13 protein-coding genes are annotated in these 14,511 nt (G+C 70.4%); 7 read left to right on the top strand and 6 right to left on the bottom strand.

All coding sequences use genetic code 11. The features are described 5' to 3' along the window. Positions 1–123: 123 nt before the first annotated feature. From WFJ36_RS10915 to WFJ36_RS10900, 4 genes are all read right to left on the bottom strand, one after another. The gene (locus tag WFJ36_RS10915) at positions 124–366 is read right to left on the bottom strand and encodes an acyl-CoA carboxylase subunit epsilon (RefSeq protein ID WP_336643293.1); all 243 of its coding nucleotides are present in this window, start codon (positions 364–366) and stop codon (positions 124–126) included. After that, a complete protein-coding gene (locus WFJ36_RS10910) occupies positions 363–1,952 on the bottom strand; it encodes an acyl-CoA carboxylase subunit beta (RefSeq protein WP_371259856.1) in 1,590 nt (529 codons plus the stop codon). The genes WFJ36_RS10915 and WFJ36_RS10910 overlap by 4 nt, the downstream gene beginning before the upstream one ends. Before the next feature lie 87 nt (positions 1,953–2,039). Next, entirely contained in the window at positions 2,040–3,029 is a 990-nt protein-coding gene (locus WFJ36_RS10905) for a hypothetical protein (protein ID WP_336643292.1), read from the bottom strand. A 79-nt stretch (positions 3,030–3,108) separates the two neighbouring features. After that, on the bottom strand, positions 3,109–3,801 hold the full coding sequence (locus tag WFJ36_RS10900; RefSeq protein WP_336643291.1) for a phosphocholine cytidylyltransferase family protein: 693 nt from the start codon (positions 3,799–3,801) through the stop codon (positions 3,109–3,111). Positions 3,802–4,184: 383 nt separating this feature from the next. Here WFJ36_RS10900 and WFJ36_RS10895 point away from each other — a divergent pair, with 383 nt between their 5' ends. From WFJ36_RS10895 to WFJ36_RS10885, 3 genes are read left to right on the top strand one after another with little or no spacing between them, the layout of a single operon-like run. Then, on the top strand, positions 4,185–6,011 hold the full coding sequence (locus tag WFJ36_RS10895) for an ABC transporter ATP-binding protein (protein WP_336643290.1): 1,827 nt from the start codon (positions 4,185–4,187) through the stop codon (positions 6,009–6,011). Beyond that, positions 5,987–7,552: a hypothetical protein gene (locus WFJ36_RS10890; protein WP_292789947.1), complete on the top strand. Its 1,566-nt coding sequence runs from the start codon at positions 5,987–5,989 to the stop codon at positions 7,550–7,552. Before WFJ36_RS10895 ends, WFJ36_RS10890 begins: the two co-directional genes overlap by 25 nt. Before the next feature lie 41 nt (positions 7,553–7,593). Continuing rightward, positions 7,594–7,860 carry a DUF3039 domain-containing protein gene (locus WFJ36_RS10885; RefSeq protein WP_060923586.1) on the top strand — a complete coding sequence of 89 codons (267 nt, stop codon included), beginning with the start codon at positions 7,594–7,596 and terminating at the stop codon, positions 7,858–7,860. Positions 7,861–7,881: 21 nt separating this feature from the next. On the opposite strand, the gene WFJ36_RS10880 is transcribed toward WFJ36_RS10885, so the two are convergent. Next, a complete protein-coding gene (locus WFJ36_RS10880) occupies positions 7,882–9,207 on the bottom strand; it encodes a nicotinate phosphoribosyltransferase (RefSeq protein ID WP_336643289.1) in 1,326 nt (441 codons plus the stop codon). A 62-nt stretch (positions 9,208–9,269) separates the two neighbouring features. Here WFJ36_RS10880 and murI point away from each other — a divergent pair, with 62 nt between their 5' ends. The 4 genes from murI to WFJ36_RS10860 all read left to right on the top strand — a co-directional run bounded on the left by murI (position 9,270) and on the right by WFJ36_RS10860 (position 12,494). Beyond that, entirely contained in the window at positions 9,270–10,106 is an 837-nt protein-coding gene (murI, locus tag WFJ36_RS10875; protein ID WP_060923537.1) for a glutamate racemase, read from the top strand. A gap of 33 nt (positions 10,107–10,139) precedes the next feature. Continuing rightward, complete coding sequence (rph, locus tag WFJ36_RS10870) at positions 10,140–10,877, top strand: ribonuclease PH (protein ID WP_071329683.1); 738 nt, start codon at positions 10,140–10,142, stop codon at positions 10,875–10,877. Between the two features lie 2 nt (positions 10,878–10,879). Further along, the gene (gene rdgB, locus WFJ36_RS10865) at positions 10,880–11,473 is read left to right on the top strand and encodes an RdgB/HAM1 family non-canonical purine NTP pyrophosphatase (RefSeq protein ID WP_336643288.1); all 594 of its coding nucleotides are present in this window, start codon (positions 10,880–10,882) and stop codon (positions 11,471–11,473) included. Between the two features lie 100 nt (positions 11,474–11,573). Further along, positions 11,574–12,494 carry a cation diffusion facilitator family transporter gene (locus tag WFJ36_RS10860; protein WP_336643287.1) on the top strand — a complete coding sequence of 307 codons (921 nt, stop codon included), beginning with the start codon at positions 11,574–11,576 and terminating at the stop codon, positions 12,492–12,494. A gap of 12 nt (positions 12,495–12,506) precedes the next feature. Here WFJ36_RS10860 and ligD read toward each other — a convergent pair whose 3' ends face one another. Beyond that, positions 12,507–14,486, bottom strand: coding sequence for a non-homologous end-joining DNA ligase (gene ligD, locus WFJ36_RS10855; protein WP_336643286.1), 1,980 nt, complete (start codon positions 14,484–14,486; stop codon positions 12,507–12,509). Positions 14,487–14,511 lie beyond the last annotated feature (25 nt).

The following is a 14,511-nucleotide window of genomic DNA, read 5'->3' as shown; positions in this document are numbered from 1 at the left end:
GCCGATCAGCGTCTGTCTACCCTGGGACAGAGAGACCAGCCGAACGCGAAGCGTCCCCTTCAGTCTGCGGGGTCGCGCAACGGTTGTCTGTAGGTATTTTGGGGGACAAAATCCGCGACCGGCTCAGCCGGCGAAACGTCCCCAGGGAATGTCCCGGCGTAGGGGCCGACGCAGCGGACGCTGCGTGCGGGTCCATGCCGAGACCCGTGGCTCCTCGACCGTCGCCTCCGCCCGCTCGTTCGCGTAGGCGTCCCCGAGCACGGCGATGAGGGCTGCGAGCTCCTCCTCGGTCGCGGTGCCGCGGGTGACCTCCAGCATCACGGGCGCAGGCATCGCCCCGTCGACGGCAGGTTCCTGGCCGCTCACAGCGGGATGTTCCCGTGCTTCTTCGGGGGCAGCTCGGCACGCTTGCCCCGCAGGGCCCGGAGCGCCTTCGCGATCGCCACCCGCGTGTTCGCCGGCTCGATGATCCCGTCGAGCTCGCCGCGCTCGGCCGCGAGGAAGGGCGAGGCCACGTTGTACGTGTACTCGTTCGCGAGGCGGGTGCGGACGGCGGCGACGTCCTCTCCCGCTTCCTCCGCCTTGCGGATCTCCCCGCGGTAGAGGATGTTGACAGCGCCCTGGCCGCCCATCACGGCGATCTCCGCGGTGGGCCAGGCCAGGTTCACGTCGGCGCCGAGCTGCTTGGAGCCCATGACGATGTACGCGCCGCCATAGGCCTTGCGCAGGATCACCGTCACGAGCGGCACGGTGGCCTCGGCGTAGGCGTAGAGGAGCTTGGCTCCGCGGCGGATGACGCCGGTCCACTCCTGGTCGGTGCCGGGCAGGTACCCCGGCACGTCGACGAGGGTCACGATCGGCAGCGAGAACGCGTCGCAGAAACGCACGAACCGGCTCGCCTTCTCGCCCGCCTCGATGTTGAGCGTGCCCGCCATCTGCGAGGGCTGGTTGGCGATGATGCCGACCGAACGGCCCTCGATGCGTCCGAAGCCGATGACGATGTTCGGCGCGAACAGCGGCTGGACCTCCAGGAAGTCGCCATCGTCCACGACGTGCTCGATCACGGTGTGGATGTCGTACGGCTGGTTCGGGGAGTCCGGGATGAGCGTGTTGAGCGTGCGGTCCGCGTCCGTGGTCTCGAACTCGAACGCGCTCTCGTAAGACGGCAGTTCCGCCATGTTGTTGTCAGGCAGGAAGCCGAGGAGCGTGCGCGCGTAGTCGATCGCGTCGTCCTCGTCCTCGGCCAGATAGTGCGCGACGCCGGAGCGCGTGTTGTGCGTGTAGGCGCCGCCGAGCTCCTCCATGCCGACGTCCTCGCCGGTGACGGTCTTGATCACGTCGGGTCCGGTGACGAACATCTGGCTGGTCTTGTCGACCATGATGACGAAGTCGGTGAGGGCGGGGGAATAGACCGCGCCGCCGGCCGCCGGACCCATGATGATCGAGATCTGCGGGATCACGCCGGAGGCTCGGGTGTTCAGGCGGAAGATCTCGCCGTACTTGCCGAGCGCGACGACACCCTCCTGGATGCGCGCGCCGCCCGAGTCGAGGATGCCGATGCAGGGCATGCCACCGGCCAGGGCGAACTCCATGATCTTGACGATCTTCTCGCCGGCGACCTCGCCGAGCGATCCGCCGAAGGTGGAGAAGTCCTGCGAGTACACGGCCACGGTGCGGCCGTGGATGGTGCCGACGCCGGTGACGACGGAGTCGCCGTACGGGCGCGAGCGGTCCATGCCGAACGCGGTGGTGCGGTGGCGTACGTACTCGTCGAACTCGACGAAGCTGCCAGGATCGACGAGGAGCTCGATGCGCTCGCGGGCGGTCATCTTGCCCTTGGCGTGCTGCTTCTCCTTCGCCTTCGTCTCGGCGTCGACGACGGCCTCGGTGTAGCGAGCGCGCAGATCCGCGATCTTTCCGGCGGTGGTAAAGGGGTCGGGCTTGTCCGTCACGGATTCCACCCTAGCGTCGGGTCCGCGCCGTCCGTTGGATGATCGGCACAACGGGGCGGCGGATCCTTTGGCGAGGTGCGCGCTCCCTCATTCGGTGGTCGTGTCGGAACCGGGTCGCGGTGGCAGCCCGTGATCGCCGTCTCCGGGACCGGCGTCGAGTTCCTTCGTGGGGCGCTCACGTCGGCGACCGGCGATCTCGCCGACCCGGTGCCCGACCCATCCCGCGCCGCGCGCCACGGTGCCCGCGGCTCCTGCGACCGCGTTGCCGGCGTAGCGCGCTCCTCGCAGCATCCGCAGCTCCACCTTCTCGGCGCCGGGGATGGGCTCCAGCTCGGCGGGGAGGGTGAGGGGCGCGGCTCCGAAGGCTCGGTGGGAGGTGGTGAGCACGCGGCGTCCGAGGATGTGGTTGCCCGCCCCGCCGATCGCCGCGCCGATCCCGAAGGGCATCGCCTTGCCGATGAAGGAAGCCCCGCCCTTGGCTGCGAACTGCTTCACGAACATCCCTTTGAGCTGGTCGACGAGCGGCCCCACGGCGGCGCGGGGGAGCGACTTCGTCACCAGCTCGCCCCAGTACGCCGACCGGCTGCTGCCGCGACCGGTGACCTGCCGGGCGAGCTGCCCGACGAGGTCGACGCCCTCCTTGCCGAGCATGAGGGTCATGACGAGAGCGCGGGCACGGTCGGGGTTGCCCACCGCGATGCCGTGCACCTCGGCGACCGACTGCGCGAAGAGGGCCGTGGATTCCACGAACCCCACGGTCTCGACGCCGGAGAGCGCGAGGGTGATCCCCGTGCCGATACCCGGCACGACGGCGGTCGCCCCCACCGCGGCTCCGCCGGTCGTGACGGCCGCGAGGTAGCGGCGCTCCAGGATCCGGATGATCTCGTCGGGGGTCGCGTGCGGGTTGCGGAGCCGGATGCTGCGGATGTGGGCGAGCACCAGCGGGCGCTGGATCGAGAGCACCCGGTCGAGCCCGCGGACCATCATCGGGTGTTCCGGGGAGCCGACCGGCGGCACACCCTTGTCCCACGGGGCGTCGTCCGGCAGGGAGTGGATCTTGTGCACCTTGGGGGCCATGTGCCGATCCTATGAAGCCCGTCCGCGAAAACACCGAGAGCCCCGGTCCATGGCGGAACGGGGCTCTCGGAGGGGAACGTCACACGAAGAGGTTCGCGCGCTCCAGGTCTTCCGCGAAGTCGACCTCGACCGCGTACAGGTCGGAGACGTCCATCGGCTCGAGCAGCAGGCCGTCCTCGGCGATCGCCAGCTCAAGACCCCGCTCGAAGTAGTCCTGGTCCTCGACCCGCTGCAGCTGGCGCATGAACGCCTTCTTGAAGCCGGAGGAGATGTAGTTGATGCCGACCGCCTCACCGAGGCCGCCCTTGACGGACTTCGACAGCTCCTTGATGAAGCCTTCCGCGGTGACGGTGTACTTCACCTCTTCATCGCTGACCTTGGCGGTGTTGACGGTGACGAACGACTGGTCACGCTCGATGTACGCGGCGGCGCGACCGAGGATCATGGGGTCGAAGACGACGTCGCCGTTCATCCACAGCACGCCGCTCTTGCCGGTGGCGCTCAAGGCGCGCAGCAGGCTCTTCGAGGTGTTGGTCTCGTCGTAGCGGTCGTTGTGGACGTAGTTCACGGAGGGGAAGGCCTCGATGATGGTCTCCGCGCGGTAGCCCACCACCGTGGTGATGCGTGCGTCGGATCCGAAAGCGGCCCGGATGTTGTCGTGCTGCTGGCCCATGATCGTGCGGCCGTCGTTGAGCTCGGTGAGCGGCTTGGGCAGCGCATGGCCGAGGCGGGAGCCCATTCCGGCTGCGAGGATGACGGTCTGAAGAGTCACGAATACTCCTAAGGAAGTTGTGTTCACGGTCGGTTCACCGACCAGACACTTCGTCGTGCCGGGAATCATGCTAGCGATTCCCCCTGAGAAGCCCGGGGCCAGGCGGGCCCCGTTGCCATTTCGTGATCGAGTACACACGCAATGCACAGGGACGACAACCCCCTTGCGAAACGCGCAGAGAAGGGGATCGGATTGCGGATTGTCGCGTGGGGCCTTGGCTCTCAGCCACCCGTTGATACCGTAGGACGGTGACTTCCTCCCCTGATGACCCCACCCCCCAGGCAGAGGGAGCCGAGACTCCGACCGAGGCCTCCGCGCCCGCTCGGAAACCGGCCACCAAGAGATCTGCCTCGTCCTCCGCCGGCGCGAAGAAGACGACCGGAGTGAAGTCTTCTGCGCCGAAGTCGGCAGCGGCGAAGACCGCTGCCTCGAAGAGCACCGCTGCGAAATCCACCTCAGCGAAGACCGCCGCTACGAAGTCCACGAGCCCGAAGTCCACGGCGGCGAAGGCCGCCGATACGAAGGCCGCTCCGGCGAAGACGACCGGTGCCAAGGCCGCTCCGGCGAAGACGACCGGTGCCAAGGCCGCTCCGGCGAAGTCCACGGCAGCGAAGTCCTCCAGCCCGGCGAAGTCCTCCAGCCCGGCGAAGTCCTCGACGGCGTCGAAGACTCCCGCGGCGAAGACCCCCGCGGCGAAGAAGTCGACCGCCGCGCGGCCCGCACCGACCAAGGCTGCAGCCGAGAAGGCGGCCCCCACGTCTGAGGTCGTGGTCGAGCCGACGCCCGCAGCGAGTGTGGATCCCGCGGCCGCTCGCACGGCGTCCGCCGCCCGGGCGGCCGCGGTGAAGAACACCGCCGCGCGGACCACGAGCCCGAAGCGTCCGTCGGCGACGACCACGAAGCCGAGCACGGCTGCCGCCAAGACGACGGCGGCCAAGGCGGCTGCGGCGAAGGCGGCTGCCGCGAAGACGGCCGCCGCGAAGGCATCCGCGGCCAAGACGACGGCCAAGACCGCCGCCGCCAAGACCGCTGCGGCGAAGGCGGCTGCGGCCAAGGCGGCTGCCGCGAAGGCCGCGGAAGCCGCGGCCGCGGAGGCGAAGGCGGCAGAAGCCGAGGCTGCCGCGGAGGCGCAGCCCGACGAGCCCAGCACGACGCCGGCGCCGACCGTGTCCGCACAGGTCGGTGAATCCGACACCGCGTCTGCCGAGGTGGCGACGTCGGACGACGACACTTCCGAGTCGGCGACGCGCGTCGAGGACCCCACCGCCATCGCGGAGTCCCCCTCGACGGAGTCCACGGTCGAGACATCGGACACCGCACTCCCGGTGACGAAGGAGCCTGCGCTGGAGGACAGCCGTGTCGCGGACGTCGAGGTCGTCGAAGTGGTCGAAGGCGTGACCGCCGAGGAGCCGCCGGCCGAGGTCGTCGAGGCGGAGGCGGCGGAGCCCGCCACCGAAGCCATCCGGATCCGCGGTCTCGTGAAGCAGTTCGGCGAGAACCGCGCGGTCGACGGCATCGATCTCACCGTGCCCGCTGCCTCGTTCTACGGCATCGTCGGCCCCAACGGTGCCGGCAAGACGACGACCCTGTCGATCGTCGCCGGCCTCCTGCGTGCGGACGAGGGCAGTGTCCTCATCTGCGGCATCGACCAGGCGAGCGAGCCGCTGGCGGCGAAGCGCGTGATGGGCGTCCTGCCGGACCGGCTGCGCACGTTCGACCGCCTCACCGGCCGGCAGCTGCTCTACTACTACGGGCTGCTCCGCGGCCTCGCCGCCGACGTGATCGAGAAGCGCACCGGCGACCTCGCCCGGGCCTTCGATCTCGGCGACTCCCTCAACCGGGTGGTGTCCGACTATTCGGCGGGTATGACCAAGAAGATCATGCTCGCGGGCGCGATGATCCATTCGCCGCGCGTCCTGGTGCTCGACGAGCCGTTCGAGTCCGTCGATCCGGTCTCTTCCGCCGTGATCCTCGACATCCTGCGCGCCTACGTCTCGCACGGCGGCACCGTGATCCTGTCGAGCCACGGAATGGACCTCGTCGAGCGCGTGTGCTCCCGGGTGGCCATCATCGTCAACGGCGAGGTGCTCGCCGAGGGCACGATCGACGAGGTGCGCGCGGGGCAGACGCTCGAATCGCGCTTCGTGGAGCTCGCGGGTTCCAGCGGAGAGGTGGAGGGACTCGAGTGGCTGCACACGTTCTCCGACTGAGGTTCGCGCTTCTCCTGGGCGCCCTGCGTGGGGAACACCGGGGGCGCACCCTGCTCTCCTTCGGCGCCGTCATCGCGGTCACGGTGGTCGTCTGCGTGGCGGTGTTCAGCCTCGGCGACGCGCCGGTTCCCGTCTCCCAGGCGGTGACAGTGCTCGGCGGTGCGGCCGTCTTGCTCGGCTTCCTCGTGGGGCCGTTGCTCGTGGGGGCCGTCGACCAGCTCGATCCGCGGCGCTTCGCGGTGTTCGGGGTCGACGAGCGGAAGATGCCCGGAGTCCTCGCGATCGCCTCACTGATCAGCGTGCCCAGCCTTGCGCTCCTCGCGGTCTACGTCAGCGTGACGATCGTCGCCGTCCGCGCCGGCGCGCCGTGGGTGCCGGCCGTCCTCCTGGCGGCGGTCGGGCTGCTGTCGACCATCCTCCTCTCCCGAGTCGGGATGGCGCTCAACGCGCTGCTGCTGCCGGAGCGTCGATCCCGCGAGCTGACCGCGCTGTTCGCCCTCGCCTTGATCGTCATCGCCTTCCCTGTCGCGGTGTTCCTCGGCTCGCTCCGCTGGGACGGCGAGGTGCCGGCATCGTTGGCGACCCTGACCTCGGTGATCGGTTTCACCCCGCTCGCCGCGTCGCCGGCGGCGATGTTCGCCGCGGCCGCCGGTGAGACGGCTGCGGCCTGGGTCAGCGGACTGATTGCCGTGGCCACCCTGGCGTTGCTGTGGCTCGCCTGGACCTGGTTCGTGCGGCGCCTGCTGACGACGACGGAGCGTCCGGTGGCGGCACGCGAGCGCACCGGACTCGGGTGGTTCGCCCTGCTGCCCTCGAACGCCTTCGGCGCCATCGCCGCGCGAAGCCTCGTGTACTGGCTCCGCGACCGTCGGTACATCATGAACATCATCGTGGTGCCCGTGGCGGGCGTGCTGACCGTGTTCCCGCTGATCGTCGCGGGCGTGCCGGTCGAGATCGCCGCGCTCGTCCCCGTGCCCGTCATGGCCCTCTTCTTCGGATGGCTGCCGCACAACGACGTCGCCTACGACTCGACCGCCCTCTGGACGCACGTCGCGAGCGGCGTCCGGGGAGTCCCGGATCGTCTCGGGCGCCTGGTGCCGGTGCTCCTGGTCGCCGTGCCGGTGCTGGCGATCGCCGTGCCGCTCTCGCTCGTGCTGGCCGGCCGCTGGGGTCTTCTCCTCCCGCTCGTCGGCCTCGGCGCGAGCCTGCTCTTCTCTGCTCTCGGCATCTCGAGCGTGGTGTCGGTGGTGGCGCCGTATGCGGTGTCCCGCCCCGGGGACAGCCCGTTCCAGCAGCCGCAGCGACCGACCTCCCGGGGGGTCTACGGCCCGGCGGCGGCATTCCTCGGTGCGATCCTCCTGAGCGTGCCGACCATGTGGCTGTTCGGCGCGAGCATCGTCGCCGATCCCGGTTTCGCGCCTGCGGCGTTCTGGGTCGGCATCGTCACCGGAGCGGTCGCGTTCATCGGCGGAGCCGTGATCGGCGGACGCATCTTCGAGCACAGCGGCGAGCGTCTGATGGAGTTCGTCGAGACGGCGTGAGACCCGCCCCGTCGAGGCTCGGACGCGGCTAGAATCACGGGATGAGTACTCCGCTGGACAGCCCCGATCAGGGCGGCGTGGCAACGCTTGATCGCGAACTGGAAGAGCTCCTCCGCGAGGAGAACATCGAACCGGGCGACCACGAGCGCTTCTCGCACTACGTCAAGAAGGACAAGATCCTCGAGTCGGCGATCACGGGCAAGCCCGTCCGCGCGCTCTGCGGCAAGAAGTGGACGCCCGGTCGTGATCCGGAGAAGTTCCCGATCTGCCCGACGTGCAAGGAGATCTACGAGTCGATGGTCGGCTGACCGCCGACCGCCGTCTGCGCCTCAGTCCGCCTCGACGTAGACCGTCGGGATCGCCGGGTCCGACTTGCTGAGTGCGAGCGCGCGCACCGGCAGCTCTTCGCGCACACGCAGGTGATGCGCACGGGCGGCAGCGGTCCCCGCCGCGCCCTCGTAGGCGGAGTCGATCTCGCCGCCGTCGACGAGGGTGACCTGGAGCGGTCGTCCGTCCGGGTGCTCGGCAGGGGTGTCGAGCGCCTCGAACCCGTCGGAGACGACGACGGTCTCCGCTGCGGCGACGCCATCGTCGACGGTGCGGAAGGCCGCCTTTCGCCCGCCGAACGACGCCTTGTCGGCCGAGGCCTTGGCGACCCCGATCCACGCCCCGTCGGCGTCCTGCCGGGCGACGAGCTTGTAGACCATGCTCGCGGTCGGATACCCGGAGCCGGTGACGACCGAGGTACCGACGCCGTAGGCGTCCACGGGGGAGGCGGCGAGGGCTGCGATCGCGTACTCGTCCAGGTCGCTGGTCACCGTGATGCGGGTCTCGGTGGCGCCGAGCTCGTCGAGCTGTGCGCGGACCTCCGCGGCGACGATCGGGAGGTCGCCGGAGTCGATGCGGACGCCGCCCAGTCCGGTCCCGGCCACGCGGATCGCGGTCTCGACGCCGGTGCGGATGTCGTAGGTGTCCACGAGGAGCGTGGTGTCCACGCCCATGCTCTCGACCTGCGCCCGGAAGGCGTCCTCCTCGCTGTCGTGCAGCAGCGTCCAGGAGTGGGCGGCAGTGCCCATGGTCGGGATGCCCCAGGCGCGCCCGGCCTCGAGGTTGCTCGTGGCGCCGAAGCCGGCGATGTAGGCCGCCCGTGCCGCAGCGACGGCGGAGCGCTCCGCCGCGCGGCGCGAGCCCATCTCGGCGAGCGGTCGCTCCCCGGCGGCGATGCTCATGCGCGCGGCGGCCGTGGCGACGGCGGAGTCGTGGTTGAGCACGCTCAGCGCCAGGGTCTCCAGGACCACCGCATCCGCGAACGAGCCCTCCACCGTGAGGATGGGCGACCCGGGGAAGTAGAGCTCGCCTTCGCGGTAGCCGCGGATGGTCCCGGTGAAGCGGTAGCGCTCGAGGTAGGCGAGGGTCTCGGCGTCGACGACGCGCTCGTCGCGGAGGAAGCGCAACTCGTCGTCTCCGAAGCGGAAATCGCGCAGCAGCCCGAGCAGTCGCCCGGTGCCGGCCACGACGCCGAAGCGGCGTCCGCCGGACAGCCGACGGGAGAACAGCTCGAAGACACTCGGACGGGAGGCGGTGCCGTCCCGGAGCGAGGCGGCGAGCATCGTGAGCTCGTAACGGTCGGTGAGCAGCGCCGTCGACGTGGTCATGCGCTCAGCTTAGTGAGGCCAGGATGCACGAGGCGCCGCGCACGCGGGTAGGCTGGGGAGTCATGAACGACGCGCCCATCGGGATCTTCGACTCCGGTGTCGGCGGGCTCACGGTGGCCAGGGCCATCCGGGCCCAGCTGCCCCGCGAATCGTTCGTCTACATCGGCGACACCGCCCACTCGCCGTACGGCCCCAAGCCCATCGCCGACGTGCGCCGCTACGCACTCGAAGTCCTGGACACGCTGGTCGACCAGGGGGTGAAGATGCTCGTGATCGCCTGCAACACCGCCTCCGCGGCCATGCTGCGCGATGCGCGCGAGCGCTACGACGTGCCCGTCGTCGAGGTGATCGGTCCGGCCGTGCGACGCGCGGTCTCGACGACGCGGAACGGCCGGGTCGGCGTGATCGGCACCGTCGGCACCATCGGCTCCCGGGCGTACCAGGACATGCTCGAGGTGAACGAGCGCCTGCAGGTGTTCACGGCGGCCTGCCCCCGGTTCGTCGAGTTCGTCGAGGCCGGCGTCACCGGGACCCCCGAGGTGCTGGCCGTGGCCGAGGAGTACCTCGCGCCGCTGCGGGAAGCCGACGTGGACACGCTCGTCCTCGGCTGCACGCACTACCCGTTCCTCCGTGGCGCCATCAGCTACGTCATGGGGGAGGGCGTGACCCTGGTCTCCAGCGACGACGAGACCGCGGGTGACGTGTATCGCCAGCTCGTGCGCGGCGATCTGCTGGCGCCGCCCGACGCCACCGCGACGTACGTCTACGAGGCCACAGGCGATTCCGCCGACGACTTCACGGCGCTCGCGAACCGGCTCATGGGCCGTGAGGTGCGCGACGTGCAGCTCGTCCAGACCGGCGTCATCACGCTTCCCGATTCCGCCCTCGACGCGCGCTGAGCCCGTCGCTCCATCCCCGACCGAGAGAAGCACATGACCGACATCGTCCGCGCCGACGGCCGTTCCACCTCGCAGCTCCGCGAGATCACCATCGAGCGCGGCTGGAGCGCGCAGGCCGAGGGCTCGGCTCTCATCAGCTTCGGCGGGACGAAGGTGCTGTGCACCGCCTCGTTCACGAACGGAGTGCCGCGCTGGCTGACCGGCAAGGGCAAGGGCTGGGTCACGGCCGAGTATGCGATGCTCCCGCGCGCGACGAACAGCCGCAACGACCGGGAGAGCGTGAAGGGACGCATCGGCGGCCGCACGCACGAGATCTCCCGCCTCATCGGTCGCGCCCTGCGGGCGGTCGTCGATACCAAGGCGCTGGGCGAGAACACCATCGTCATCGACTGCGACGTGCTCCAGGCGGACGGCGGCACCCGCACGGCCGCGATCACCGGTGCCTACGTCGCCCTGGCCGACGCGATCGAGTGGGGACGGGACAAGAAGTTCATCGGCAAGAACTCGACGCCGCTGCTCGACTCCGTCTCCGCGGTCTCGGTCGGCATCGTCGACGGGGAGCCGATGCTCGACCTCGCCTACGTCGAGGACGTCCGTGCCGAGACCGACATGAACGTCGTGGTGACCGGCCGCGGCCTGTTCGTCGAGGTGCAGGGCACGGCCGAGGGGGCGCCGTTCGACAAGCGCGAGCTCGACGCGCTCCTCGACCTCGGCATCGCCGGCTGCGCGGACCTGAAGGAACGGCAGCTCGCCGCTCTGGCAGGAGCCTGAGCATGCGCGTCGTCCTCGCGACCCACAACCCGCACAAGGTCGCGGAGTTCCAGCAGATCGTGCAGCAGACGCGGCCCGACCTGGAGGTCGTCGGCTACGACGGTCCCGAGCCGGTCGAGGACGGGGTGACGTTCGCCGAGAACGCGCTCCTCAAGGCGCGTGCGGCTGCCGCGCACACCGGCCTCGCGGCGCTCGCCGACGACTCAGGCATCTGCGTGGACGTGCTCGGCGGGTCGCCCGGGGTGTTCTCGGCGTACTGGGCCGGGCAGAAGAAGGACGCCACCGCGAACCTGGAGCTGCTGCTCGACCAGCTGCGCGACATCGCCGACCCGCACCGTGCCGCGCACTTCACGTCGACCATCGCGCTCGTCCTCCCGGACGGTCGCGAGCACGTCGTGGAGGGGATCTGGCCCGGACGCCTCGCCCACGAAGCCTCCGGGAGCGGCGGTTTCGGCTACGACCCGATCTTCATCCCGGACGGTCAGCCGGACGGCGCGGAGCGCACCGTGGGGGAGTTCACCGGGGAGGAGAAGCAGGCGCAGTCGCATCGCGCCCGCGCCTTCACGGCGCTCGTGCCGCTGCTCACCGCGCTCTGAGCGTCGAGGAGAAGAACCCCTGCTGACGGTGAGAATCGTTACTGTTCCCGACTAGGCGGAAACGGCCTCTCCGCACCCGATGCCGGGCTAGCCTGGGGGCATGCACGATCACGCGCCCGCGCCCGGCGGTCTCCGTTCGGCGAGCAGCCGTCGCCTGCTCGCGATCTCGCTGACCCTCACGGCGACCGTGATGATCGTGCAGGTCGTCGGAGCCCTGCTCACGGGCTCGCTCGCGCTGCTCGCGGACGCCGCGCACATGTTCACCGACGCCTCGGCGCTCGTGATCGCCCTCATCGCCGCGACAGTGGCGGCGCGTCCCGCGGACGACCGCCGGACGTTCGGCTATCAGCGCGCGGAGGTCTTCGGCGCGCTCCTCAACGCGGTCATCCTCATCGCCCTCGCCACGGTCGTCGCCGTGCAGGGGGTGCAGCGGCTGCTGAACCCCTCCGAGGTCGAGGTCGCCGGCGGGCTGATGCTCGTCGTCGCGGTCGTCGGCCTCGTCGCCAACGCCGTGTCGATGTGGCTGCTCAGCCGTGCCCAGCGCACGAACCTCAACGTGCGGGGCGCCTACCTCGAGGTGATGGGCGACCTGCTCGGCTCGCTCATGGTCATCATCGCGGCGGGTGTGATCCTCGTGACGGGCTGGATGCCGGCCGACGCCCTCGCCTCGTTGTTCATCGCGGCGATGATCATCCCGCGGGCGTTCGTCCTGCTCAAGGAGGTGTTCTCCGTGCTCGCCGAGTCGGCGCCGAAGGGCATGGCCGTCGGCGAGATCCGCACCCACCTGCTCGGCTACGACGGCGTCGTCGGGGTCCACGACGTGCACGTGTGGCAGCTCACCCGCGGGGCTCCGGTCTTCACCGCGCACGTCAGCGTGCGGCCGGACCTGCTGGCGGACGGCCGCTCGGCGGCGCTGCTGTCGGAGATGCAGGCGTGCCTCGCGGATCACTTCGACGTCGCGCACTCCACGTTCCAGATCGAACCGGCCGAGCAGAGCGACTGCGAACCGCACCACGCCTGAGCGGCGTGCCCCTCATGTCTCGACGGTGATCTCGTCGACGGTCTTGTCGGGACGCAGACCCCGCCAGCGGGCGTGCCGCAGGATGCCGTCCGGCGTCCAGTTCGCGAACTCCACCTCGCCCACGAGCTCGGGGCGCACCCACAGCGCGTCGGAGGCATCGGGGCGGGGGACGCCGTCGAGCGGTGCGCGCGGCACCCGCAGCGGCTCCAGGCGCGCGAGGAGATCGCGGAGGATGCGGTCCGTGAAGCCGGTGCCTACACGACCGATATAGCGGAGGTCGCCGCCCTCCGGGACCGCGAGGAGGAGGGAGCCGAGAGTGCCCTCCCGCTCGCCCTTCCCCGGGCGGATGCCGACGATGACCGCCTCCTGCATGCGGGTGTTCTTGAGCTTGAGCCAGGAGGGCGAGCGCTGGCCGGCACGATACCGTGACACCGGATCCTTCACGACGACGCCTTCCAGACCGAACTCGTCGCTCGCGGCCAGCGCCGCGTCCACGTCGTCGAAGACGGGAGGGACCTGGATGGGCGCGTCGACCCCCGCCACGATGTCGCCGAGCAGCGTCCGCCGCTCGCGCAGCGGCATCGCGGTGAGATCATGCCCGTCGAGACGGAGCAGGTCGAACAGCATGTACACGACGGGGGTGCGCACGACCTCGCGCTCGATCTCGCGCGGCCGGGTGAGATGCATGCGGTTCTGGAGCAGCGAGAAGCTCGGCCGGCCGGCGCTGTCGAAGGCGACGATCTCCCCGTCGACGATCGCCTCGTCGACCGGGAGGAACGGGGCACCGTCGGCCGTCAGCTCGGGATAGCGCGCGGTGATGTCGGTGCCGCGACGGGCGTGCAGTGACATGTGCCCGTCGCGCCAGGTGCCGATCGCCCGGATGCCGTCCCACTTCACCTCCACCCAGGAGGGGGTGCTGAGGTTTCGAGCGATCGCGGGGGTGCCGTTCTCGGCGAGCATCGGGGCGAGGGAGGGGAGGGTGGCGCCGGCGGGGGACGGTGCGGGCGCGGCGAGGGGCCGTCCGCGGCGGGCGGGGGCGGGAGCCGCCGCCCGGATCGCGGGTGCGGGGGTCGCGGCGGGCGCGTTCGCGGGCAGTGCCGGAGCGTCGGGGCGGAGCGACGAGAGGGGGTCGAATCCCGCAGCCGCGCGTGCGAGCACGTCGTCCAGTTCGAGGTGGGCGAGCCCCGGGTCGTCGAGCTCCTCCCACGTGCGCGGCGCCGCGACGCCGGGGCGGGCGCGCCCGCGCAGGGAGTACGGGGAGATCGTCGTCTTCTTACCGTTGTTCTGGCTCCAGTCGAGGAACACCTTGCCCCCGCGCACGGCCTTGGACATGACGCTCGTCGCAAGATCGGGGTGCTCGTTCTCGATGATTCGGGCTAGCTCCTTGACCACGGCGGAGACCTCGGCACTGGTCTGCTCGCCGGGCAGGGACGCGTAGAGGTGGATGCCCTTGCTGCCGCTCGTCACGGGAAGAGGGTCGAGACCCATGCCGGTGAGGAGCGTCCGGGCGATCCGGGCGACCTCGGCGCACTGCGCGAGGTCGGCACCGGGTCCGGGGTCGAGGTCGAGCACGAGACGGTCCGGGCGTCCGGGCAGACCCTCCGGGGTGAACCGCCACTGCGGCACGTGCAGCTCGATCGCGGCGACCTGCGCGAGCCACACGAGCGTGGGCACGTCCTCCACCAGCGGATACGCCTTGGGGCCGTCGGAGTGCTGGATGTCCTGCCGCGGGATCCAGTCCGGAGCCCCGGGCTCGAGCTGCTTCGTGAAGAAGGAGTCTTCGGGGGCGGCGGCGGTGCCGACCCCCTCGACCCAGCGCTTGCGGGTGACCGGGCGGCCGTCGAGGAGTGGCAGGAGCAGGGGTGCGATGGCGGTGTAGTAGGCGATGACCTCGCCTTTGGTCGTGCCCGTCTCCGGATAGACGATCTTGTCGAGGTTGGTCACGCGCAGTCGTCGGCCGTCGACCTGTACGACCTGCGCCTCTCCCACCATGGAGCCAGCGTAGTCAAGGGGTGGT

It is taken from the genome of Microbacterium sp. MMO-113, from assembly GCF_037148555.1.
Taxonomy (GTDB): Bacteria; Actinomycetota; Actinomycetes; order Actinomycetales; family Microbacteriaceae; genus Microbacterium.
The sequence above is the reverse complement of the archived record's forward strand: the minus strand, read 5'-3'. Positions and strand labels throughout refer to the sequence as shown.

What these genes read in the sequence shown, in the direction of transcription:
- WFJ36_RS10905 (WP_336643292.1), bottom strand. Translation starts at nt 3,029, where the DNA reads ATGGCCCCCAAGGTGCACAAGATCCACTCCCTGCCGGACGACGCCCCG.
- murI (WP_060923537.1), top strand. Translation starts at nt 9,270, where the DNA reads ATGAACGACGCGCCCATCGGGATCTTCGACTCCGGTGTCGGCGGGCTC.
- WFJ36_RS10880 (WP_336643289.1), bottom strand. Translation starts at nt 9,207, where the DNA reads ATGACCACGTCGACGGCGCTGCTCACCGACCGTTACGAGCTCACGATG.
- ligD (WP_336643286.1), bottom strand. Translation starts at nt 14,486, where the DNA reads ATGGTGGGAGAGGCGCAGGTCGTACAGGTCGACGGCCGACGACTGCGC.
- WFJ36_RS10885 (WP_060923586.1), top strand. Translation starts at nt 7,594, where the DNA reads ATGAGTACTCCGCTGGACAGCCCCGATCAGGGCGGCGTGGCAACGCTT.
- WFJ36_RS10860 (WP_336643287.1), top strand. Translation starts at nt 11,574, where the DNA reads ATGCACGATCACGCGCCCGCGCCCGGCGGTCTCCGTTCGGCGAGCAGC.
- rph (WP_071329683.1), top strand. Translation starts at nt 10,140, where the DNA reads ATGACCGACATCGTCCGCGCCGACGGCCGTTCCACCTCGCAGCTCCGC.
- rdgB (WP_336643288.1), top strand. Translation starts at nt 10,880, where the DNA reads ATGCGCGTCGTCCTCGCGACCCACAACCCGCACAAGGTCGCGGAGTTC.